This window comes from Lactiplantibacillus daowaiensis (genome assembly GCF_005405085.1).
Lineage (GTDB): Bacteria > Bacillota > Bacilli > Lactobacillales > Lactobacillaceae > Lactiplantibacillus > Lactiplantibacillus daowaiensis.
On record NZ_BJDJ01000023.1, the window covers coordinates 9,444 to 34,738 of the forward strand.

The 25,295-nt window shown below is 46.3% G+C and carries 12 protein-coding genes; 9 read left to right on the forward strand and 3 right to left on the reverse strand.

Features of this window, described 5'->3' with window-relative positions:
- Positions 1 to 424: 424 nt before the first annotated feature.
- The 3 genes from FFM75_RS12210 (at position 425) to FFM75_RS12220 (ending at position 14,204) form a co-directional block, all read left to right on the forward strand.
- Positions 425 to 6,682 carry an MBG domain-containing protein gene (locus FFM75_RS12210; RefSeq protein WP_137629444.1) on the forward strand — a complete coding sequence of 2,086 codons (6,258 nt, stop codon included), beginning with the start codon at positions 425 to 427 and terminating at the stop codon, positions 6,680 to 6,682.
- A complete protein-coding gene (locus tag FFM75_RS12215) occupies positions 6,683 to 7,636 on the forward strand; it encodes an MBG domain-containing protein (protein WP_137629445.1) in 954 nt (317 codons plus the stop codon).
- 439 nt (positions 7,637 to 8,075) lie between these two features.
- Positions 8,076 to 14,204, forward strand: coding sequence for an MBG domain-containing protein (locus FFM75_RS12220; protein ID WP_171001504.1), 6,129 nt, complete (start codon positions 8,076 to 8,078; stop codon positions 14,202 to 14,204).
- Between the two features lie 72 nt (positions 14,205 to 14,276).
- On the opposite strand, the gene FFM75_RS12225 is transcribed toward FFM75_RS12220, so the two are convergent.
- The gene (locus FFM75_RS12225) at positions 14,277 to 15,698 is read right to left on the reverse strand and encodes a nicotinate phosphoribosyltransferase (RefSeq protein ID WP_137629447.1); all 1,422 of its coding nucleotides are present in this window, start codon (positions 15,696 to 15,698) and stop codon (positions 14,277 to 14,279) included.
- Positions 15,699 to 15,854: 156 nt separating this feature from the next.
- Here FFM75_RS12225 and FFM75_RS12230 point away from each other — a divergent pair, with 156 nt between their 5' ends.
- The 3 genes from FFM75_RS12230 (at position 15,855) to FFM75_RS12240 (ending at position 17,900) form a co-directional block, all read left to right on the forward strand.
- Positions 15,855 to 16,364, forward strand: a complete 510-nt coding sequence (locus FFM75_RS12230; RefSeq protein WP_137629448.1) for a transcription repressor NadR — start codon at positions 15,855 to 15,857, stop codon at positions 16,362 to 16,364.
- A gap of 370 nt (positions 16,365 to 16,734) precedes the next feature.
- Positions 16,735 to 17,370 carry an FMN-dependent NADH-azoreductase gene (locus FFM75_RS12235; protein ID WP_137629449.1) on the forward strand — a complete coding sequence of 212 codons (636 nt, stop codon included), beginning with the start codon at positions 16,735 to 16,737 and terminating at the stop codon, positions 17,368 to 17,370.
- A gap of 44 nt (positions 17,371 to 17,414) precedes the next feature.
- A complete protein-coding gene (locus FFM75_RS12240; protein WP_137629450.1) occupies positions 17,415 to 17,900 on the forward strand; it encodes a helix-turn-helix domain-containing protein in 486 nt (161 codons plus the stop codon).
- A gap of 75 nt (positions 17,901 to 17,975) precedes the next feature.
- Here FFM75_RS12240 and FFM75_RS12245 read toward each other — a convergent pair whose 3' ends face one another.
- Positions 17,976 to 18,833 (reverse strand): UTP--glucose-1-phosphate uridylyltransferase, encoded by an 858-nt coding sequence (locus FFM75_RS12245; RefSeq protein WP_137629451.1) that lies wholly within the window; start codon positions 18,831 to 18,833, stop codon positions 17,976 to 17,978.
- 297 nt (positions 18,834 to 19,130) lie between these two features.
- Between FFM75_RS12245 and FFM75_RS12250 the strand changes: the two genes are divergently transcribed.
- Genes FFM75_RS12250 through FFM75_RS12260 form a run of 3 tightly spaced genes read left to right on the forward strand, consistent with a single transcriptional unit; the run spans position 19,131 to position 20,311 of the window.
- Entirely contained in the window at positions 19,131 to 19,571 is a 441-nt protein-coding gene (locus tag FFM75_RS12250) for a MarR family winged helix-turn-helix transcriptional regulator (RefSeq protein ID WP_137629452.1), read from the forward strand.
- Between the two features lie 13 nt (positions 19,572 to 19,584).
- Positions 19,585 to 19,869 carry a hypothetical protein gene (locus FFM75_RS12255; protein WP_137629453.1) on the forward strand — a complete coding sequence of 95 codons (285 nt, stop codon included), beginning with the start codon at positions 19,585 to 19,587 and terminating at the stop codon, positions 19,867 to 19,869.
- Positions 19,870 to 19,921: 52 nt separating this feature from the next.
- On the forward strand, positions 19,922 to 20,311 hold the full coding sequence (locus FFM75_RS12260; protein WP_137629454.1) for an iron-sulfur cluster biosynthesis family protein: 390 nt from the start codon (positions 19,922 to 19,924) through the stop codon (positions 20,309 to 20,311).
- Between the two features lie 68 nt (positions 20,312 to 20,379).
- On the opposite strand, the gene FFM75_RS12265 is transcribed toward FFM75_RS12260, so the two are convergent.
- Positions 20,380 to 25,038, reverse strand: a complete 4,659-nt coding sequence (locus FFM75_RS12265; RefSeq protein WP_137629455.1) for a BspA family leucine-rich repeat surface protein — start codon at positions 25,036 to 25,038, stop codon at positions 20,380 to 20,382.
- Positions 25,039 to 25,295: the final 257 nt, after the last annotated feature.

The following is a 25,295-nucleotide window of genomic DNA, read 5'->3' on the forward strand; positions in this document are numbered from 1 at the left end:
ATTGAAGTTGAGGTGAGTTACTGTTTTTATAATTGGGTGCTAAGTGGTTTTACAAATTGTGAGTGAGTTAATTGCTTTGAACGTTAGATAATTAAAGGTGTTTTCGATGCAGCGGTTGAATGAATTGGTGTCGATTTTAGAAAGCAATTAAGTGATTTTTAATAGTTTGGTTTATTCAATCATTAATAAAAATAGATGTAATAATCATTAAAAAGTTATTTATGTGCTGAAATAGTGATTTTTGGTCAGTAAATACTAATAGTTATTCAAGTTGATTGCAAGGTATGCAAATAAGTTTTACATAAATAGCTCAGAATAAGTCTAAATGGCATTCGTGGGGACGATTAGCGTGGTAGCAGTAATTGTTGATTTAGATGAGCATTCAGAGAATGGGATTGGCAGCAACAAAAAGGGGATCTAAAATTTGAAACAAAAGGTGTTCAATCAAGGGATTAAAAAGAACTTCATTTTATACAAAGGACATACTGGTTGGAAAGTCAAAACACGGATTTGGGGTAGTTTATTACTGACATTTTCAACGTTAGCCATGGTGGGTACCGTCAGCGAATTGACTGGGGAAGCAGCAACTAGTTCAGCTGCAGTAACAGCCACGGCAACATCGACCAGCACTAAAACAGCTGTACCCGCGTCAACCGCTTCAGCGACTACGAGTACAGCAAAGTCTGCGGCACCAACGACTACCACACCAGCGTCTTCAGCAGCTGCTAATACACCAAAATCTAGTACGCCAACGTCAAGCACACCGGCCAGTACAGTCGGTTCAAACACCGCCACGCCATCAGCAACAAGTAGTACCGCTAATAGTAGTGTCGCTAACTCGACGACGGGTGCTGCTAATGTCGCAGCTGCGCCTACTGCGTCAACGACTAGTAAAGTTCAATCACGGGCGGTGGTACCGGAAACTGAAAGTGTGACCACGGACGCCACCACTAGTGATAGTACCACGGCCAAGTATCCGGTTTTGGCGCAAGGTCAGTCAGTTGATGTCGGGGCCGATACGACCCAAGTGAATTTAACGGCCGATCAGATTGCAGACCATTTTACGGCGACAGTGGAAAATCGGGGCAACAGTGATCAAGATGATGATCCAACTGATAATACGGTGAAACAAACGATTGGTGCGGATGGGACGATTGCGTTAACTAGCAATGATCCGCATCAATATTACACCTCAGCGACTAGTTCAACGACCGTTACTGGCCATCAAGCTGCACATGTCTCTTTTGAACATGAAATCGACTTTAGTCATAACTTCTCGATGTCTGGGGCGCTAGGTATTGGGAGTAAAACGTCTGGTGGTGCTGATAGTGTCGGCTTTATCTTTGCGCCTGGTGATCCTGCTAAAGCCACGGAAGGTGGTTCTGGGGGCCTATTAGGCATTGGTGGTTTAGCCAATGCATTTGGCTTTGTTTATGATGAATATTACAATTCAAATTATAATGATCCTTCGAGATCGCCATATATTGGCTGGCGGACGACAAATGCGTCCGGAAACTTACAGTCAGCTGCTAGTACCGATTGGAAAGCTGCCAGTCAGGCAGGTTTAAATAATCGTAGCGTTAATCCATTGAATGATTTTACGATGGATTATGATGCTAGTACGCAAACGTTGACGGTAGTCTTAGGATCAATCACGTTGAGTCGGAAGATTACTGATGTCAGCACTGGGTATTCTATTTCGGTAGCGGCTTCTACTGGTGGCAGTTGGAACGATTATTCTGCTCGTATCGATAAATTCAGTTACACGCCAAAGACGATTCCATTGACTATTAATCTGGTCGATGCTGCGGATAGTGGTGCTTTGCTAGATCAAACTAACGCCACGGCCGTTGCCAACATTGGGGATACGATTTCAGTTTTCTCAACGCAAGCTGCCGCGGATCGTGCGGTTGCCTTAGGTGAAGTTGATCCTAACCTGGTTTCGGTATTACCAACTGATTCTGCCGGTAATGTTTACGTGGTCGATGGGGCCCAAGTTATTGCTAACAATAATGGGACCGTACATTACATTGGCGGTGACCAAAATAAGGCAATTGCGGATGCGGCTTATTACACCTATACCGTTACGGATGGTGATAGTCAACAAATGACGGTACCAGTTCGCTTGGCGTTTACTGCGCAAGTTACGCCAGTTGACTCACAAACCCAACAACCAATCGCGGGTTTACAACCGGTGACTGTTGTGACGGTGGCAGGCGAACCGACCTTGATTCAGATTCCAGGCTATACACCAACTAAAGTCACGTTAGCGGCGCCAGTTGACGGGGCCAAAATTGCTTATGACAATTTGCTAATTGACCAAACGGCAGCTAACCAAGATGGCACGACGGTTACTGATACGACGTCGGATGCAATTGCCCATTACTATACCAGTACCGGGACGACGGTTGATGGTCAAACTGTCGTCACGACAAATACGGTGGGAACCGGGCAAGCAATCGCGGATAATTTAAATAAACAATCATTAGTTACCGCTAGTGGTCAACCGGTTGCCAGTGGTGGAAAAACGGCGATTGACAATACTGATTACTATTGGTCCCCAGTTGGTAATGCCGGGGCAACTGATAGCACTGATGCAGCGCAACCACAAACGACGAACAGTATTTTAGTGCCGACAACGGCAACCTTACAATATTGGGCGCAACAAGCGGTTAATAACCAGACCGAAGCTGATAATTATAAGGCTAGTGCGCAAACAATGTTTGATCAATTTATTGGCTTAGGGGGCCTGACCGCGGCACAAAAAGCGGCCGCTCAAACGTCATTGGATGCGATTACGAAGATTTATACGGATGTGTCTAATAGTAACGGGGTTGCCAAAACGGCTTTTGAAGCTGCTGAAAATGAAACTGATGCGACGACGATTTTTAATGATGGTCAAACAGGCTATGCAGCTTTGCAAAAGGCTCAAAATTTACTAGTGACTTTTAAAGCTGACTTAACCAAATTGGATACGACTAATCAAGAAGCACAAGATAGCTTGGCAACTTTGCAAGCGTGGACCCAAACTTATGGCACGGCCGTTCAATTTCCAGTCGTTACGTTTGGGACTGGCTTTGGTGACTTAACAGCGGCGCAAATAGCTGGTTTGAATCAGGCGGGTTACTTCCAATATGTTAATCAAAATGACACCACCAATACGCCCACGACGCCAAAAGCTGTCGGTAATTATACGGTTGGTTTAACAGACGCGGGACGGGCTTATTTAAAGACCTTAGTCCCAGGAAATGACAATGTGGGCCTGTTTGTGGCGACCGTACTCACAATTACGCCGAAGTCGGTTACCCCAACGATTCAGCCGACAACGGTGACGTATGGTAATACGCCAACCGTTAGTGGTGATCTCGGTGAAACCGAAGATAGTGTCATGCCATCTGACTTTGAAATCATCGACAATGCGACTAAGAAAGTCGTTACTGCCAATCAATTACAAGTTAACGGTGACTATACGGTGCAATACACCACAGCGGCAAAGGCTGCTTTAAAGAAGGATACTAATTATACCTTTACAACTTTTGGTACCGCTAAAATGACCGTAATACCACGTGCTATCACCGTAACTGCCCAAAATCATGGGAAAACTTACGGCGATAAAGGCGAACCAATACTAGATTTAACAAGTGATTCGACTAAGGGACTAGTTAATGGTGACCAAATAAGTGCGTTAGGGGTGACGTTAACGCGTGCAGCGGGTGAAGCTGCAGGGACATATGCGATTACGGGGACTGGCAATAGTCAGAACTATACCGTCACTGTCACACCAGGTGTCTTTACGATTGCTAAGTTACCAGTGACTGTAAAAGTAGCTGATACTCAGAAGACGTATGGTGATGTTAACCCAAGCTTTGCCTTAACTGATGATGCCAAAGATGTGTTAGTTAATGGTGATTCGTTAGCGGATTTAGGGGTTGTGACTTATACCACTGATGCGGATGCCGCCTCTGCGGTTGGGACTTATCAGGTGACTGGTACGACTGATGTGGGGAGCGGTAATTATGATGTGACAGTTGAAGCTGGAACCCTAAGTATTGCCAAACGCGCGGTAACCGTCGTTGCTAATTCATTACAAAAGACGTACGGCGATACAGAACCGGTTTTAACTTTGCAAGATCCAACGGCTAACTTGAAAAATGGTGATTCGGCAGCAGCTTTAGGGGTAACTTTAACCCGCACTGCCGGTGAAGCGGTTGGCAGTTATACGATTACCGGGACTGCCGATAGTCAAAACTACGCGGTGACGGTAACCCCTGGAACGTTAAAGATTGTCCCTAAAGCAGTAACCGTAACTGTGGCTGATCAAACTAAAATATACGGTGACACCGATGACGCATTCAAAACATCATCGGTGACCGGTTTAGTAACTGGCGAGACCGTGGCTGACTTAGGATTGACGTTTAGTCGGACTGCTGGCGAAGATGTTGGCACGTATACGATTACGGGCCAAGTTACCGATCCAAACTATGTCGTGACCATTAATAATGGTCAGTTGACGGTTAAACAACGTGACATCACGGTCAACGTTGCCAACCAAACGAAAGTTTATGGGACTAAAGATCCAGTCTTAACAATTGATGATCCAACCGCTGATTTGGTCAATCATGATACGGCCGCTGATTTGGCAGTCACACTAACGCGGGTTAGTGGCGAACATGTCGGCAGTTATGCGATTACAGGAAAATCAGCCAGCAAAAATTATCAGGTCACCGTGGTAGCCAATACCTTAACAATCATCAAACGTCAGGTCACCGTCGCGGCGACACCACAGACAAAGATTTATGGCAATGCCGATCCAGCCTTAACGGTAACGATTCCGGCGGACACATTGGTTAATGGTGATACAGATGAAGCCGTTCTAGGTGTGACGTTAACGCGCGTGACTGGCGAAACTGTTGGGACTTACCAGATTACGGGACAAAGTGACAGTCAAGACTATGATGTCACAGTGACGCCTGGTGACTTAGTCATTGGTCAACGCGCGGTTATTGTTACACCAGATACAGTCACAAAAGTCTATGGTGAAAAGGATCCGGTGTTAACTTATACGGTGGACAATGCGGTCAACAATGACGACTTAAAGGTGACTTTGAGCCGGACTGCCGGTGAAAGTGTTGGCACTTATGCCATTAGCGTTGATACGGCTGATGCTAATCCTAACTATGCTATTACCATTAATTCAGGAGAGCTCAACATTACCAAACGGCCAGTGACAATCACGGCAGCTGACTTGACCAAAGTTTATGGTGAGGTTGATCCGAGTTTGACGCTTAAAGATGCAGCGACTGTGCTCGTCAATCATGATGATGTCCAGGCCCTAGGGGTGACGTTAACCCGGGTGGCTGGTGAAAACGTGGGTGATTATGTCATCACCGGGACAGCTGCTGATAATACCAATTATGCGGTGACGATCCTTAATGGGACACTAAGCATTACCAAACGCCCAGTGACGGTAACTGCTGCCACTGCAAGCAAAGTCTATGGCAATACCGATCCAGCGTTACAATTGATAGATCCTAGTTCAGTTTTAAAAAACAATGATACCGAGGACGCTTTAGGGGTGACGTTAACTCGAGTTGCCGGCGAGAATGTTGGTGACTATGAGATTAGCGGCGCTGCTACTGATAAGTCGAACTATACGGTGACGGTTGAAAAGGGCACGTTTAAAATTACGCCACGACCAATCACGGTGACCGCTGATGATCAAGCCAAGATTTACGGTAATGCAGACCCAGCCTTAACTGTGACAATTCAACCAAATATGTTGGTTGGCAACGATACGGCCACCGACTTAGCCATCACACTCAAGCGGGTGGCAGGTGACAGTGTTGGGACGTATGCGATTACGGGGACGGCCGCAAGCAAAAATTATCTGGTTAATGTTAACCCAGCGGCCTTCATCATCGCACCACGACCAATTACAGTAACAGCGGCAAGCCAAACTAAAACTTATGGTGATACTGACCCGGTTCTAAGCCTTGTGACTACAACTGAGCTAGTTGGATCAGATACCGAAGCCAGTCTAGGGGTCACTTTAACGCGAACTGTCGGTGAAAATGCTGGCACTTACACTATTAGTGGGCAGGCTCAGTCGCTAAATTATGTGGTGACGATTAACTCGGGCTCGTTAATGATTACCAAGCGGTCGATTACGGTAACGACAATGCCGCAAACTAAGACTTATGGGACGAGTGATCCGGTTTTAACGATTGCCACGCCAACGGGGTTACAATATCAAGATCAACCAGCTGCTTTAGGCCTGACATTGACCCGAACCAAAGGCGAAAACGTGGGCACTTATGCGATAGATGGGACGGCGGCCAGTCAAAATTATGTGGTGGTTATTTTGCCTAGTCAATTAACCATTACCCCGGCGGCCGCGAGTCTGACGATCAATAACGTGGCGACGACTTATGGTGAGACCCCGATATTCAATGAGAAATTCAGTAACGGTGTTAAGCAACCTGCGTTAAGTCAAACTGATTTTGAAGTTGTAGATCAACATGAACAGGTCGTGCCAGTAAACATGTTACAAGCGGGTGGCGACTATACGATTCGTTTAACACCGACCGCCAAAGCAGCAATGTTAAAGACCAATCCCAACTTCCGATTTACGAGTTTTAAACTGGGCCGTTTAAATGTGGCCCGGCGCCGAGTAACGGTCTAAGTGGCTGATCAATCGAAATTTGCCGGGACGGCGACGCCAACGACGCCAGTACAATTGACCGCTGGCACGTTGTTACCTGGTGATCAACTAGCTGCCTTACGACTTGAGCTTGCTTTACCAGCGACCCAAGCAGTTGGCACTTACGCGATTAATGGGATCGCTGAAAATCCGAATTATGAAGTTGACGTGGTTCCAGGACAACTGAAAATTTGGGGTCACGATGTTGATGCGGCTGGTGATGTGACGATTACTGAAAAAGATACCGCTGGTGATGTGGTCAAAGTTACTAAACAGTGGATTGATAAGACGACCACGATTTATACAAATGATCCAACGACGAAACAACAAACTGTGACTGAATTGGCTGGCAAGCAGATTGTGGACCAGCAAACGATAACTGGGACGACTGCCGTTTTACCAGACGGCAACGGAGCCGCGACAGTGGTAACGGTCACTGATCCGGATGCACCTAGCTTAGTGCATTATCAAGTTGATCCAGATGGTGATGGTGTCCCTAGTGCAACTGAGCTGGTCAATGGGACGGATCCATTGCATGCTGACCAACCGCATGTGACACCTAGTGATGATGTGCCGACGACCGCCCCAGCAACTAAACCGAGACCAGTAAAACTGGTGACGGCCGCGACTGATGTGGATACTGGACGGCCAGTGACGACCATTGTTGCTGCCAAGCAGGCGGGGATGGTTCACTTGACTAGTGATGTGACAACTGATGATGATAAGGCTGTATCGTTGTCAGCGTCAACGCCAGCTCAAACGGTTAAATTGCCAGCGCGTTCAACGCATTTAACTGCGCCGCTGACTAAAACAGCGCATCAGACAACCGCGACACGATTGCCACAGACTAATCAAAAAGCAAGTCACTTTTTAACGGTGCTTGGGGCATTACTGCTGGCACTGTTGACCATGCCAATTAGATACAAGCGTCATTAACGGCGGACTTACGCTGAGACGATAATGACCAAGCAATCAAATAGCTACCTTATGAAAGTCAACTTTTCATAAGGTAGCTATTTTTAGTTGTCCAGCAAGTTTAATGCCTGCTGAATATTAATATTTTAGTTAGTTAAGTAACACTTTATTTGTAACATCATTTAGTGGCATCTGTGAGTTAGATTGCGTATGCTTCGAGTAGAGCCAACTAATACGAATCATGAAACGTTGGTGGGGTTAAATGATTGTTAATCAGTGTTCAGTGCATAAAAAATACCAAGCTCAGTTATAAAGCAGTGTGGCTTGGATAGTAAATCTTGAAAAGGGGATTGAGATTTTGAGAGATAGTCGTTGGCAGCAAAATACCAAGCAAAGATTGATTATGTACAAGAGTCATAAAGGTTGGAAAATTAAAACACGACTTTGGGGCAGCCTATTGGTGACTTTTTCAACCTTGGGCGTGTTGAATGCGACACAAACGATGACCGGCCAGGCCGCTACAGTAGCAGCACAACCAGTGGCGCCGACTCAAGTATCAACGCCACCGGTAGTCAAACAGTCTACACCTCAACCGGCCACCAGCAATGCAGTGACTGCTGGAACTGTTAAGCCGGCGTCAACTACTGCGATACCGGCTAATCCACCGGTTACATCTCAACCGGCTCAGCCACGCCCTACAGCGCCTAAATCGGTTAAGCAACCGGCGACTGGTCCCCAATCAGCAGTGGCAACTTCAACTGCAACCCAACCTGTAGCAAGTACACCCCAAGAATCAACGTCGGTGCCTGTGGTCAAACCGACTGCAACACCAGTCGTGACACCAACACCTGAATATCCCGTTTTGGCTCAAGACAAACCGGTCAATATTGGGGTGGATACGACGCAAGTGAATTTGACAGCGGCACAGATTGATAGTCACTTTAACGCAACGATTGAAAATCTCGATGAGAATGATCAAGATGACAACCCCAAGGCTAATCAAGTGAAACAACCGATTGATAAGGCCGGCGCCATCAATTTGACGGTTAAAGCGCATACGTATCATACTGCAAATGGTGGGGGAAAAGCTGTTACGGGTCATCAAGCAGCCCATGTTGCTTTTGAACATGAAATTGACTTTAAGCATAATTTTTCAATGACCGGGGCACTAGGAATCGGTAGCCAAACGGCCGGCGGCGCAGATAGTGTTGGCGTGATTTTTGCACCCGGTGATCCGACGACTGCGACGGATGGCCATTCCGGTGGTCAATTGGGACTAGGTGGCCTTAAGCAGGCGTTCGGGTTCGTTTATGATGAGCATTACAATGACAACTATCACGATCCGAGCAAGCAACCTTATATTGGGTGGCGAACGACCGATGCGGCGGGAAATTTGCAAGCCGTTGCTTCTGAAAATGATTGGCAAATTGCCAGTACCGCGGGATTGAATGATCGTACTAAACAACCGATGAACGACTTTACCATGGATTATGATGCTAGTACGAAACTTTTGACAGTGGTGTTTGGTAATGCAACTTTTACTAAGCAAATTGTCGATATTGATACGGGGTATGCCTTGTCTATTGCCGCATCAACTGGTGGTGATTGGAATAATTATGCCGCCAGAATCGATAAGTTCAGCTATACACCAAAGACGATCCCGGTCGCAATTAAGTTAGTTGATTCGGCGGAGGCTAACGCGCTCTTGAATCAAGTAAACGTCAATGTGACCGCCAATATTGGGGATGCGATTTCAGTTTTCTCAACTCAAGCAGCAGCCGATCGCGCCGTGGCATTAGGAGAAGTTAATCCTAATTTGGTGGCAGTATTGCCAACTGATTCGGCCGGGAATAATTATGTAGTCGACTTTGATTCACCAGTTACTACTGGTAACCATGGTGTCGCACACAATATTGCGGGCACGCCAAATCAAGATGTGGCTGACGCAACTTATTACACCTATACGGTAACTGATGATAGCCAACAACTGATGACGGTCCCGGTCAGAAGGGCCTTCAAAACGGTTGTGACACCAGTCGATGCGCAGACTAAGCAACCAATTGAAGGTGCTACCGCAGTAACCGTGATTGCTGTTACTGGCAAAGCAACATTAGTGACACTTCCGGGGTACACGCCAACAAAGGTGATCTTAATGGCACCGACCACTGGTGAACAAGTGGCCCATAATGAGTTGTTAATTGACCAAACTAAAGTAGCGACTGATGACACATCAACCACGACGATGGCAGTACCATTGGCACATTATTACATTGTGACCGGTCAGACCACGGCTGGTCAAACCGTCACAAACAAAGTCACGGTCGGTACTGGTCAATCAGTTACAGCTGCGCTAAATAAACAAGCTTTACAAACGGCTACTGGCACGGCAATCGATCAGACCGCTTATCAGTGGTCTGAAGTCGCGCCGGCGGCAGTTGGTGATAGTACCGATGCCGACCATCCCCAAGTGGTGACAAGTCTTTTAGTCCCAACCGCTAGTACCCTAAAGGCATTGGCACAACAAGCGCAAGCAAATCAAACGGCTGCTGATGAGCATAAACAAGCGGCCCAAGATTTATTTGATAACTTTGTTAAAATCGATGGCTTGTCGGCTGATCAAAAGGCGGCTGCCCAGACGTCACTAACCGCGATTAAGGATATGTATACTAAGCTTTCGGCCAATAATGCCACTGCCAGGGCGGACTTTACAACGGCCCTGGCTGCCACTACTCCTGCAGCAAGGTACCAAGCAGCTCAGACGGGTGGCGCGGCGTTACAGACAACCACTGACTTGTTGCAACAATTGCAAACGGCCTTAACGACCTTGACAACGAAAAAACAAGCCGCTGCAGCTAGTTTAGTGACCCTAGAAGCACAATCGCAAGTCTATGGTGAACCGCTGCTGTCGCCAGACGTTAATTTCGGGCCTGACTTTGGCACATTAACTGCGGCACAAATTGACGGGATAAAACAAAGTGGCAATTTTCAATATTTAGATGCTAATCAGCAAGTTGTGACCCCAAAAGTTGTGGGCCAATATACGATTGGTTTGTCAGCTCAAGGGCGCGCCTATTTGAAACAACTCATGCCTAACAATCCCAACGCGGGGCTATTTGTTGCCAGTCTGTTAACGATTACGCCGAAAACGGTGGTGGCTGACTTGCAGGACGCTAAAGTCACTTATGGGGATACGCCAACATTTAATGGCAATTTAAATGAACCCGACGATCACCTACAATCAACTGATTTTGAAATCGTAGATACGGCGACTGGACAAGTTGTGACTAGTCACGACTTACAAGTGAACGGGCATTACACGGTCTGCTACACTGCCGACAAGCAAACGGCGTTACAACAAAATGGCGATTATCACTTTTCGAAGTTTGCAACGGCTAAGCTGACGGTGATACCTAAAACCGTGACCGTCGTCGCGCAAGCCCATGGGAAGACGTACGGTACTGTGGCTGATCCAACCTTGGATTTTGTCGCGCCAGTAGGATTAGCTAACGCGGATATCCCAGCGGACTTAGGAGTAACCCTCAGTCGTGAAGCTGGGGAACATGCTGGGACGTATCAAATTACGGGTGTGGCAACGAATCCAAACTACAAGGTCACGGTGACGCCAGCGACATTTACGATTGCTAAACGACCGGTGACGGTCACGATTGCGGCGGCTGAAAGTGTTTATGGCGACGCACAGCCGTCCTTTCAATTAACGACTGCCGCTAAAGACGTGTTGGTAGCGGGGGATGCACTAGCTGCTTTAGGGACGATTCAATATACGCCAGCTAGTGGTCACGATGTCGGTATTTATCAAGTCACAGGGACGGCAACTGGCGCCGATTATTTGGTTCAAATCAATGCGGGTCAATTAACGATTAAGCCGCGGCCAATTACAGTGACCTTGGGCCAAGCATTTAAAATGTACGGTGATGACAGTAACATGATGCCAATGCCAATGGTGTCACCGGCTGATTTGAAATATGGTGATGGCTCTTCTGATTTAAAGGTGCAGTTAACGCGTGAACCTGGTGAGGCGGCAGGTAGGTATACCATTACCGGCGTTGGAAAAAATAAAAACTATCTGATTACGATTAGGGAAGGCAGCTTGACGATTCTTAAGAAGCCGTTGACTGTTAAATTTGCTGACCAGCAAAAAGTGTACGGCGAGCCGGATCCGCTCCCGACGTTAGAACCAGTCACTGACTTAGTTGCTGGTGATACCCAGGCCGATTTAAAGCTAACAGTTGATCCGATGACAGCTACGGCAGTTGGTCAACATCCCATTCAAGGAATCGTTGACAATCCCAATTATAGAATTACTGTCACACCGGGGGTATTGACGATTACTAAGCGCCCGATTACCGTGAAATTGGCTGATCAAACCCAAGTCTACGGTGATCCAGACCAAGCCTTTGATGTGCAGACGCCTGTTGCCAGCTTGCAAGGTGACGATGCGGTCAATGCGCTTGGATTGACGATTAAGCGCGATGCCGGTCAGCAAGTTGGTCAGTATGCCATCCACGCAACAGCCGCTGATAATACCAATTATCAAGTTACGGTGCAAGCTGGGCGATTGACCATCATACCAAGACCGGTAACTGTGACAGCGACGGATTTGTCAAAAGTTTATGGTGCGACCGATCCTAAGTTATCCCAAACGGTCACTACTGGAACCGTCTTAACAGCTGATGATTTGGGGGTTACCCTTACACGGGTGCCGGGTGAACAAGCTGGCCAATATGTGATTAAGGCTGCTGCGCCGGCAACGAATCCTAACTATGTGGTGACGGTTAAGCCAGGGACCTTAACGATTACGCCACAGCAGTTAACGGTCAAACTTGCTGACCAGCAAAAGGTGTATGGCGATGCTGATCCGCAAATGAGTTTTACGATAACCGCTGGTCACTTGGCAGCTGGTGATACTGCCGCAATGCTCGGACTGCAATTAGCAGCACATGACCAAACCGTTGGACACTATCAGTTAGCTGGTAACCAAAGCATTGATGCGTCGGCCAATTATCAGGTTACAATCATACCGGGAACCTTAACGATTACCAAGCGCCCGATTACCGTAACGGTGGCTGATCAAAGCAAAATATACGGAGCTGCGGATCCTAAATTTAGCGGCCAGCTTTCAGCGGGGGCGTTAACCCAAAATGATTCGCAAGCGTCACTAGGACTAGCATTTAGTCGGACACCTGGTGAAACAGCGGGTCATTATACGATCATGGGGACGGCAAGTAGTCATGATTATGCCGTCAAGGTGGTGCCCGGAAACTTACTGATACAACCGGTAGCAGCAAATTTGAAACTAACTGATATGGCAATCGTTTATGGTGAGCTACCAAAGCTCACGACGGTCTTTAAATGGGGCAATCGGACTTGGCAATTAACCCCCAGTGATTTTGAAGTCGTAGATACCAGTCAACAGTCAGTGGCGTTGTCAGCGCTCCAAGCTGGGGGCGACTATCGTATCCAACTGACTGCCGCGATGCAAGCAAAATTAGCTGCTGATTCAAACATCCAATTAACGCAAGTATTACCCGGCCAGTTAACGGTTGCCAAACGGCCATTAACCATCAAAATTGCGGATCAAACGCAATATACTAATCAAGCACTTGCGCCAATGCAAGTGACGTTAACGCAGGGCCGTTTACGGCCAACTGATTCATTGGCTGCATTAAAGTTGGCCTATACGCTACCGGCGCCACAAGCAGTTGGTACGTATACGGTTAATGCCACTGCAAGTAATCCGAACTATGCGGTCCAGGTTGTTGCCGGACAACTTAAACGGTTAGGCCAAGTTGTTGATGCAACCGGCAATCGGACAACGACTGAAAAAGATGCGGCTGGCCGGGTCGTTAAAGTGATCAAGCAGTGGACTGATCACACGACGACAGTTTATACGAATCAACCAGTCACCGGCCAACAACAGGTAATCGAACTGGTGGGTCAACACATGGTTGATCAATACACGTTAACCCCGGAGCGTTCAGTGGCCCGGCTGTCGGATGGGACGGGGACAATCACCACAGTAACAATGACACCGACGGGCTTAACGTTTAGCCATCTAGCAGTTAGTCAAAGTCGACCGAGTGCATCGCCAATGATGAAGCCTAAGCCAATACCAAATCAGCAATTGACGTCTAACAAACAACTGACGACTAATGCACAGCCAGCTGCCAAACCAGCACCTGATCAGTTGGCTACAAAACCGGTCGTACAGGCAAAGCCAGTCCAATCGACACCAAATACGCCAGGAATAGCCAATGCAGCAGTGCCCCAACCGACAGCTAGTGTAACGCCAGCAGTCACAAGAATACCGGTCGTAACTGGCGTGTCAAAAACCGTCCTCCCAGCAGCGCTGTCAATGCAGCGCGTGCAGGCGAAACCAGTAATTAGTACTGACGCACAAGTGGCTTCGCAACTAGAAACAACTGGTCCAGCACCAATTCAACCAGATAAGGCAGTTGTACCAGCAACTGAATTACCACAAACCAATCAAAAGTCTGATCGTTATTTGACCATGATTGGGACATTACTGTTAACGATTTTAGTGGGGGCCTTTAAACGTAAACAACATTAGGGTGTCTTAACGCAACATGAATCGTAAGCAAAAAAGTACGCCAATCCAGTTCAGTCTGGGTTGGCGTACTTTTTAGGCGTTCACAGCTGCTAATTCGGTTTGTAAGTTCGCTAAAGCGGCAGTCATGTAGACTGGATAGTCATCGGGATTGACCAAACGTTGCGTTGGCTTCGGGAGAGCCGTTAATTGCTGCTGACTATATTCGCGAATGGCAGCGACACTCGTGATTTCAGTAGGTGTTAACGAAACTGGGTGTAACAATGGTTGGGCCACAAAATTCGTTAAGGGTTGATGGGTTTTAAACTTGATGGGATTACTGTCATAGACCGATAATTCGGTTAGGTGGGTGATATCCTCATCGGCTAAAGCAATTAAATCAGCAAAAGCGAGTTGACTACCGGGGCGATAAAGGCGATAAACTTGCTTTAACCCAGGCATTGTCAACTTGGCCCGGCTGGCGCTAACTTTAATTTTGGGTTGCCATTGCGTCTCTGTTTTAGTGGCAGCTAGTTTATAAACCCCACTTAAAACGGGTGCCGAGGCACTAGTAATCAGCTTTTCACCAATACCAAAGTTGTCGATTGGGGCACCTTGGTTTAGCAGAGCAGTAATAATGGTTTCGTCTAAGGCATTTGAAATCGTAATTTTAGCGGCTGGAAAACCAGCTTCATCAAGCATTGCCCGTGCTTGCGTGGTTAGGGCCGCCACATCACCAGAATCGATGCGAATCCCAACGGGTTCATGCCCAGCCGCTCGGAGTTCTTTGAAGACTCGAATGGCATTAGGTACACCTGAGGCTAAAACGTCATAGGTGTCGACTAGTAGGGCACTGTTATCGGGATAATAGTGCGCCCAAGTCCGAAAGGCCGTTAATTCATCATCGAAAGCTTGAATCCAACTATGGGCCATCGTGCCTGCGACCGGAATATCGAATTTTTGAGCAGCTAGCACGTTTGAGGTGCTGCGGGCACCGCCAATAACCGCCGCGCGAGTACCGTAGACCGCACTATCGGGACCTTGAGCCCGGCGCGCACCGAATTCCATAATGGGTCGGCCTGCTGCGGCGTACGTCATTCGGCGGGCTTTAGTCGCAATTAGCGATTGATGATTAACGATATTCAACACTAAAGTTTCTAATAACTGTGCTTGGGCTAGCGGCCCAGTAATCGTTAAGAACGGTTCACGTGGAAAGACCGGGGTCCCTTCAGGCATGGCTGTTAGTTGACATTGCATGTGAAAGTTGGCCAAGTAGGTCAAAAAGTCATCATCCCACAAAGCTAGACTTTTGAAATAAGCCAAATCGGCTGGTGTAAAGTGAAATTGTTGTAGTGCGGTCACCACTTGCTGTAAGCCGGCACTGATCACAAAGCTGCCATCATCGGGCACATTGCGAAAAAAGACATCAAAATGGCCCCAAGTAGTGGGTAAAGCTTGTTGAAAACCGTTAGCCATCGAAAATTCATATAAATCGGTTAATAGTGAAAGTTGTCGCATCGGTTAGACCTTCCTAAGTTAGATTAAGTGTCTTGACACCCCTGGATATTAATCTTAGTGTAGCATAAGTTATTGATCACCACCAATCAGAATTAATGAATCTTGAGCCAGATATCTGCTAAACTAAAGCTATGATTAAATTAGGGAGTTGATTACATGACCGGTGCAGAACGGCGGGCGCAACTAAAGGCCCAACTATCAACGAGTACGAGTCCTATCAGTGCCACCATGTTTGCAAAACAATTCGGTGTAAGCCGGCAAACCATTGTCGGCGATATTTCGCTGCTCCGTGCTAATGGTGTTCAAATCGTGGCGACCTTGCGCGGCTATCAAGTTGAAGATAGCACGAGTCCGACCGCAGTTTTAGTGTGTCGCCACTTTCCAAACGATACGGCTGATGAGATGCAGCGGATTATTCAAGCCGGTGGGGTGATTAAAGATGTCGCCATTGAACACCCACTGTATGGGCAATTACGCGGTGAATTAGAAATTGGGACGCTGGGTGATTTGAAACTATTTTTAGCACGCGTCCAACAACATCAAGGGCATTTATTGTCGGAACTGACAGATGGGTTACATACGCATACGATTGCTTATGATACGCCCACGCAATTAGCGGCAATAAAAACGAGTCTGAAAGCAGCCGGCTATTTGTATCAAAGTTAAGTGTCATGACAGGTGTAAATAGGTGCCGAAGACAATTGTTTGTAATATAACCATTCGATGCTTAAATTGTGCTTTTTGGCCCTGTTTAAGCAGGTTCCTGTTATACTGATATCAGTTATCAATCACCTAATCCCCAACGGACTTAAATTAGCTTTTAGCGACGACTCCCCCAGATTAGTTGTTGCCACAGACTCCGGGCCATTACGAAATTATCGTAGTGGTCTTTTTTTGATGGTCACCGTTAAGTCGAGGGATGAAAGGTTTAAACTATCAAAGACAGCATCATTAGTTGCGTGTTTTTTGTTGACAAGCAACAAAAACGTCGTTATTATGTTGCTTGTCAACAAAAAACAAGAAAGCCGGTTTCAATATGACAAAATTATTAATGATTATGGCCCATCCACATACCACGGTACCAAGTAAGTCCTTACAAGTCGCTGACCAGTTTAAAGCGAGCTATCAAGCGGCCCATCCAGATGATGAAATTATTGTCCGTGATTTATTTACAACACCAGTGCCACCACTAAACGATACGACGTTTGCAGCATGGCTGAAAGTTAAAGCCAATCGTGAGTTAACATCCGCAGAACAAGCCCAATTGTCACAACATCAACAATGGTTAGCTGAATTTATCGGTGCTGATAAGTATGTCTTTGTGAACCCAATGTACAATCACTTTTTACCAGCAGAATTAAAACAATATATTGATGTGACAGCGGTGGCACGACAAACTTTTAAATATACCCCAGCTGGTCCAGTTGGGTTACTAACGCATAAAAAGGCGCTGCACATTCAAGCGGCCGGGGGGCTTTATCATGATGCTGGTGAACACGGGGATTTTCAACAAGATTTTGGGGCGACGTATTTGACCAAGACGTTGCAGTTGTATGGAGTTACTGATCAAAGCCAACTCTTTATTGAAGGCGCCGATCGTTATCCGGAACGCCACGCGGAGATTATGCAGACCGCTTTAGCGCAGGCTGAACAATTCGGCAAAACGTTCTAAGCTACGCTATAATAGCAGTAGTTGATTTGAGAGGATGATGGCTGATGACGGCAGAGCTGCCCCAACAAATTGCCCAGCAAGTACGGCAATTACGAATTCAAAAAAACACGGTGAATCAAGAGCAAGCTTGGATGCTAGCGCATTTGACGGCGCCACAGTTACAGGCACTGTTGCCTAAAATCTCGATTGTGGGCTTGCATATATTGTCGCAACTGCAAGCCCAACCACAAACGGGCATTGAATTGGCCACAGCTCTGAGTGTGACCCGTGGCGGGGTGACCCGCGCGGCGAAGACGTTAACGACGTTAGCGTTAATTACGCCATTTCAACCTAAGACTGAGCATAAAAAAGTTTATTATCGCTTAACGCCGCGCGGCACGCAAATTGCAACGGTGCATGATCAAATGCATGCGACGTTTAACGCGGCGATTGGCCAAGCACTATATGATAAGTATAGTGACGATGAATTGGCATTAGTCAGTGATTTCTTACAAGACTTATTGAATTTTGAAGCTAACTTTAACCGTTAAGCCACAACTAATCGCCCCTGAACGCGACGTGTCGTTCAGGGGCGATTTAGCTGCAATTGGATATGTTTTATGGGGTTAAGGTTTAACACGTTGTTTTGAAAAGGTGACTTGGACCGTCGCTGCTTTTTTGACTGGTGTTAATTGGTTCGCGAGATCCAGAATATATTGACGCAAAGCTACTTGAATTTCAGGGTGTTGTAAACCATAGGCAATGATGGTTTCAACGTAACTCAACTTGTCATTAATCGCGTTGTTAGGACCGGTAAAGTTATAAACAAAGACGCGTTGCGTCTGATTCAAGGTCGCGATGGCGTCAATTAGTTGGCATTCACCTCCCTTCGTCATAGTTTGATGCGCTAAAATCGCAAAAATTTCTGGCGTTAAAATATAGCGACCCAGTTCAAGGTTATCACTGTGTCTGTCAAAGCTGGTCAATGTTGTGGTTGGCATGGTTGCGGTCATGGCAACGATTGGGGCGTGTACTTGATTAAATTGCACCAATAGCGGTTTGGTTAAGGCCGCTTGTCCGGGAATCAAATGATCGGTGGTTAAGACGAGACAAGGTTCATCACCCACAAAACTTTGCGCCGCCAGTAGCGCCGCACCACTACCAAGTGGCTTGGATTGACGCACAAAGTATAAGTTTGTCGTGGTAGTGGCGTTGAGCGTCTTTAACAGTTGGAATTGGCGGCGAGCTAGTAAGGTGTCTTCAAGTTCAAAATTAGCATCATAGTAATCTTCAATGCTGTCAGCGGTTTTGCTGATGACAATTAAGATATCGGTTATACCAGCTTGTCGAACTTCTTCGACCAAATACTGGATAACCGGTTGATCAACGATGGGCAATAAGGCTTGCGGCATCGTTTTAGTGGTTGGTAGTAAACGGGTGCCGAGGCCCGCGGCTAAAATCACGGCTTTTTTGACTGGTTTCATAAAAAGGACCTCCCAGGTTAGTGTAGAGACATTCAAGTTATAAAGTAAGTTTTGATTAGCTAAATCATGACGTTAGTATAGCGAGTACGGATTAGTGGTACCAGGACTAAAAAATAAATATTATCTGAAAAATTTTCAGATAGCTGCGATTAAAGCTGATGGATTAGAATTTTGGTCAAGATGATTGCGACCAGTTAAGTGGCCTAATTGTTAGGTTGACGAACGTTAGGTTTGACTTTAGCAATCGATTGATTTATATTTAGCATGCTAAATAAATGAAGTGAGTGGTGAAATGCGATGCACGATGAACAAGTTAAATTGGGCTTTTTGATCAAGCAGGCCCATCTTAAGTTTGAAGTGGCCCGAAATGAGTTTTATAAAACATACGAAATGACTGGGCCCCAAGTCGATGTCATTGAGTTCTTGGCAACGCAGCCGGATCAGCGTGCCCCTTTGAATACCATTGTGACGCATTTACAAGTCAGCTATGCCACAACGTCAGGGTTAGTGACGCGGCTAGTGAAAAAAGGGTTCGTTCAAAAATGTCCGGCGCCCAATGATAAACGCAGTGTTCAAGTGCAATTGGTACCGTGTCCGCAGTTGGATGCCATCTTTGCGGCGGAACATGTCGCATTAAGTCAAGTTGATCAGCAATTAACGGTCAACTTTTCCACCACTGAATTTGACACATTTGTGCGCTTATTGCGTAAGCTGAATGCCAATCATGTGACTCATTAAGGAGCTGTTGATGATGTATGAAATTCCACAAGATTTAGTTGCCGCACAGGCGGTTGCGACCAAGCGCCAGTTACCACTTAATGACGCCATTCGATTAGGATTACAAAATTGGATACAAGAACTATTAGCAGAAGGATTCGAAGGTAATTATTACACGGCTAAGCTGCAGTCGGACCAGTTGGTCATTTTGGATATTACCGGCAATGTTGCGTTAACTACCACAACCCTAACTGGCGACCAAGGTGTCGCCCAGTTTAAAGCCGACGCACATGAGGCGTTATTAACGGTGCAAAATTAAGTTCGGCAAATGATTGATACGAAACAATTAACTTAAAAGCGAGGTCATTCTAATGAAAAAGTTAACGTTAACAATTGAACCTGACGTGATGGCGAAATTAACGCCCAAATTAACGGTTAACAAACGGTTATTATTAACCTTTGAAGATGGCGTTGGCCAGTATTCACAGCATGCGGCTTATCATATGCAAACCCAATTCACCATTAATATTATCGCGGCTGATGCGCCGATTGACGGTTATGGCGTGATCATTGACTCTAACTTAGGACCGGTCGCGGTTAAAGATTATTCGGTCGCCGACTTACAACAAACCATGACATTACGATTGAACACGCATCAAAATACCATCCAGTTGATGGGTGAGGGTGGTTTAATCGATGATAATGTTGGCTTGATTGATTTTACTGATCCCGAGGGGATTAAAAAGAATCCATCACGGTGAGCTTTATAACAACAGACTAAAAGCGCCATCACAACTTTTTTGTTGCGATGGCGCTTTTGAATAGTGCTTTATTTTTCAACGCGTCGGCGTTTACCGAAAGCGGCCATAAGGGCACTAGTCCCTAATAACACTAATCCTAAGAGTGAAGTTGTCTTAGGCGCGGTTTCATCAGTTTGTGGTAAGGCCGATGCAACCTTGGCCTGGTCGGCTGCTGGTGTGGTTAAGCTTATTTTGCCAGTAGATAAATGTGCCGTCTGAGATTCAGTTGTCGGTGTTGCTGCTAACTTAGTGGTAGTTGCAGTTGGTTTGATGGTGGCACCAGCCCAAGTGCTCGTTCCGGTCTTCTGAGTTGGGTTGGTGGTGTTAATGGTGTTGCCATCCCAATCAGTTGTTGGTGCAGTAGTCGTCTTGCCAGTGTTAGTCGAATCAGTACCGGGATTGATGGTATCACCCGTCCCATTAGTCGTTGTATCCGTATCTGGTGTGGTCGTATTACCGTCCGTATTAGTGTCGGTATCCGGGGTGGTTGGCGTTGTTGTCCCACCACCATTGTTATTGGTGTCAGGATTAGTTGTTGACCCACCAGTTTCGCCTTGGTTATTATCATCAGGATCAGTAACGGTAGCGGCTTTAACGGTAATGGTTGCCGTCTTAGTAATGACATTGCCGTAAGTGTCCGTGTAACTGTAAGTGACCGGATATTGACCAGCTTGTGCCAAGTTCACTTTATCAGCACCACTGATGGTTAAGTCAGCTAAAGTTAGTGCTTGACCATTGGCATCAGTCCCACTGACGAAGCTGTCAGCTGGTAGCCAAGTGCCACCAGCGGTAACGGCCAGATCCTTAAGGTTGATTGTGGTTTTAGTGGCGACGACCGTTACCAGCACAGTTGCTGTGGCGGTATTGCCGTATTGATCTTGATAGGTGTAGCTAACTTGATATTGCCCGGGGCGCTTGGTGTCGACTTGGTCAGCCCCGCTTACCGTGACATCAGTTAAGGCAACGACATTACCGTCAGCATCAGTGGCGTCATCTAGACTATCGGTAGCTGTCCAAGTTTGACCTTGGATCAAGGTCGTATCATGAGCTTTGACGTTGACTTGGGTATCCGCAATCGTGACGTTAATGGTTCGACTAAAGACATTGCCATTGGCATCAGTGTAACTGTAAGTGACGGCGTATTGTTGGCCGACTTTACTCGTGTCAACTTGGTCGGCTCCGGTGACCACGATGTCAGCTAAAGTTAGTGCTTGGCCGTTGATATCCGTGGCCCCAAGGAAATTATCAGCTGCTTGCCAAGTTGCGCCTTTAGTAATGGTGATATCTTGTGCACTAACCGATCCTTGACTGGCCGTCACGGTAATGGTTGCCGTCGCCGTTTGCCCACTGGCGGTCGTGTAAGTGACAGTGTAAGTACCTGGGGTGGCTAAATCAACATCACCGGTCGTGGCAACATCTGTACTAGTTAAGGCATTACCAGCAACATCAGTGGCACTGGTAAAGTTGTCTGCTGCGGTCCAAGTTGCTTTTTGCGTTTGGATGACGGTTGAATCATGAACGGCTAAAGTCGTGTGATCAATTTGCCAAATATACGTGTCAGCGATTGCCGTATTGGTGCCATTGTATAGTGCCATGAGTTCAGCGGAAGTAAACGTTTGGCCCTCAGTATTGACCCAGTGACCAGAGTAGCCATCCGTAGTTGGCACATCAGGCAAATCAACGTTGACGTCGCCATTAGATAAGACGGAATTAGTGCCCAAGGTCAATGTACGTAAGCCAGTCGCGCGCGTAAACATTGGTGCTAGGGTGACATAACGCATGTCAAAGTTTGATAAATCAACGGCGCTTAAAGCGTAAGTGTCGGCGAATAAGTTTTGAATCGCTCCAACTTGAGTGGTGTTCCAACCACTCCCGAACTTAACGGACTGTAGGGCATAGTTGCGGTTGAACATACTATTAGCCGTTTGGAGACTATCAGTTTGCCATTGAGATAGATCGAGACTAAGCAGACTACTCATCTTATTGAACATCCCACCAGTATTAACCACGTGACGCATATTCCAACCCGAGACATCCAAGGTTGTCAGGGCACTATCGTTATAAAATAGGCTGTTGGCGTTAGTTAAACTGTCGGTTTGCCACTTAGAAACGTCCAATTCAGTTAAACCCGAATCATTCATGAATAAGTTGGTTGCGTCTTGGAGCTTGCGGACGTCCCAGTTCGTCGTGGCTAATTCGGTTAACGCCGCATTGTTGTAAAACATCTGTGTTGCGGTAACGAGGTTGCTTAGCCCCCAGTTGGTGGTATTAAGCGCGGTGAGACTGTGATCGTCAAAGAACATATCGTAGGCATTGACTAAGTTATTGAGGTCCCAATTCGTATCGCCCAAAGTTGTCAGGCTGGTGTTGCCATAGAACATATAACTGGCCTGCGTCATGGCACCGAGTCCCCAGTTAACGGTATTTAACTCGGTCAAACTACTAGTGGTATCAAACATTGAGGTCCCATCAGTCAACTTGCTGAGGTTCCAGTTGGTCGTATCACCTAAACTAGTTAAGTTACCATCATGATAAAACAGGCTATTCGCATTAGTTAAGCTATTAAGGTGCCAATTGCTAGTATCTAAGCTAGTCAAACGACCATTATCGTAAAACATATAAGGCGCATCGGTGACTTGACTCAAATCCCAGTTCGTCGTGTCGATGCCATTCAAAGCACTGTCGCCATCAAACATTGAGGTGGCGTTGGTCAAGTGACTAAAATCAAATTTAGCCGTATCGGCATAAGCTAGTTTGGAATCATTGGCGAACATGTAGCTGGCATCTGTGACTTTTGGCAAAGTCATATTGGGCATGATGACAGTAGTTAAGTTGTCATTATAGGCAAACATGTTCTCGGTATTAACAGCATTAAGCAAGTTCCAGCCGGTTAAGTCTAAACTGGTTAATTTAGGATCACTGCTAAAAGTGGATAAACTACTGGTAACCTTTTCAACATTCCAGCCTTTAACATTAATATCAGTTAACGCTTTATTATTGGAGAAAGTCATCACCAGGTTGGTGACATTGCTGGTATCCCACTTGTGCAAGTCGAGTTTGGCGATGCTGGTACCATAAAAAGTGCCTTGGAGTCGGGTAACACTGTGGGTATCCCAATTGCTAGGATCAAGGTCGGTCAAACTACTGTCACCGTAAAACATTAAATACATATCGGTTACCTTGCCAGTGTCCCATTTATCAGCTTTTAGTGATTTCAAGCTTGAGTTGTTGTAAAACATCATATACATATTGGTAACGTTACTCGTATCCCAGCCATCCAAGTCTAAACTAACGAGACTAGCGGCGTTACCGAACATATTAAACATCGTGGTGACCTTACCAGTTTGCCACTTGTCGATTTTTAAATCGCTAAGGTGATTAACTGGGCCATTCTCGGTTGAAAAAGTCCCATACATATTGGTGACATTACTCGTGTCCCAGTTGTCCAGGTCCAGGCTGGTTAAACTAACATCTTCACCGAATGTCAGCCGTAAAGTGGTGACGTTACTAGTATCCCAAGCGCTAACGTTTAGGCTAGTCAAGTTAACGTCATTGTAAAAAGTTGAGGCGAGGCTGGTGACGTTACTTGTCTGCCAACTGCTTAAATCTAAAGCGGTTAAGCTGGCATCATCTTTAAATAATTGTGTCATGTCCGTCACGTTGCTGGTATCTAACATATTAGGATTGGTAATGGTCGTTAGATTACTTAATGAAGCAAATAAGCCAGTTGAATTGGCGGCTGCTGTGACCTTGTCATCAAAAGTAATGGTCTTGACTTGGGTCTTATAGTTGAGCCAAGTTGGGGTGCCTTCGGCAAAAGTCCCAGCCCCAAAGTGTAAAACCCCATCCGCATCGATCCGCCAAGCACTGGTGCCCCAGGTCCCGCTGGCCAGGTCAGTGCTAGCGGTAATGGCGGCAGCTTTCATGAGCAATGCTCGATTAAGCGTTGGCGTTGATTGTTGCGTTTTGACATCAGATGATACGGCGTCAGTGACCGGCGCATTATCAGCTGTCGTCGTCACTGGTGTTACGGTCGTTGTTGTTTCGGTTGTCGTAGGCGTGGTGGTGTCAGTTGCTGTTTCTTTAGTAGCTGAATCAGTTGTTGTACCTGCTGTTGTGGGGGCTGTCACTTCTTTAGTGGCTTGGTCAGTTGTCGTTGTATTAGCCGTCGTTGACGTGGTACTTTGTGTTGCCTGGTCGGTTGCGGCGGTGGTTACGTTTTTAGTGTTACTGTCAGTTGTGGGACTATCGCTAGTTGTGACATCGGCATTAGTGTCGGTTTGGTCAGTGGCAGTGGTTGTCGTCGTTTCTTTTGAATCGCTTTCATTAGTGCTATCTGTGGTGGCAGCTTGTGTCGTTGTCATCTTATCGGTAGTCGTCGCTGGGGTATTATCATTAGTTGTCGTGGTAGTACTGTCATGATCAGCTGTTGTTCCTGCAGTAGTTGGTGTTGTGGTTGTATCGCTAGTGCTTTTTAAAGTGACCGTTTTGGCAGTTGTGGTATTAGTGGTCGCAGTGGTCGTGGCCGCGGTTGCCGTGTCGGTGGTTGTATCTGCTTGAGCCACGATCCGACCTTGCCAAGCGGTAATGGCTAAGACACCAGCAAAAAGCCAAATGCGCCCTTTTTTATACATTTTATAATGTTCCTTTTGTGCGGTGATAACGTTGGTGTGCTGATTCGTACGCATAGCCCGATTCCCCTTTATTTATGTAACGTGCCTCGTTTATTAAATATACAAGTAATACATTCTTAATATTTCTCTACACTGATAGTGTAGCCCCTTAACATGTACAATTCAATAGGCTAAACACACTCAAAACGCCTACATAACAACAATATTAGCTTTATGACAATGTCTTATATCTGGAAAAGGTTGGGTTGGCTGGTTATGTTTTTAAAAAAATTATGAATCACACTATAACTATTTATTATGACAATTGTGTG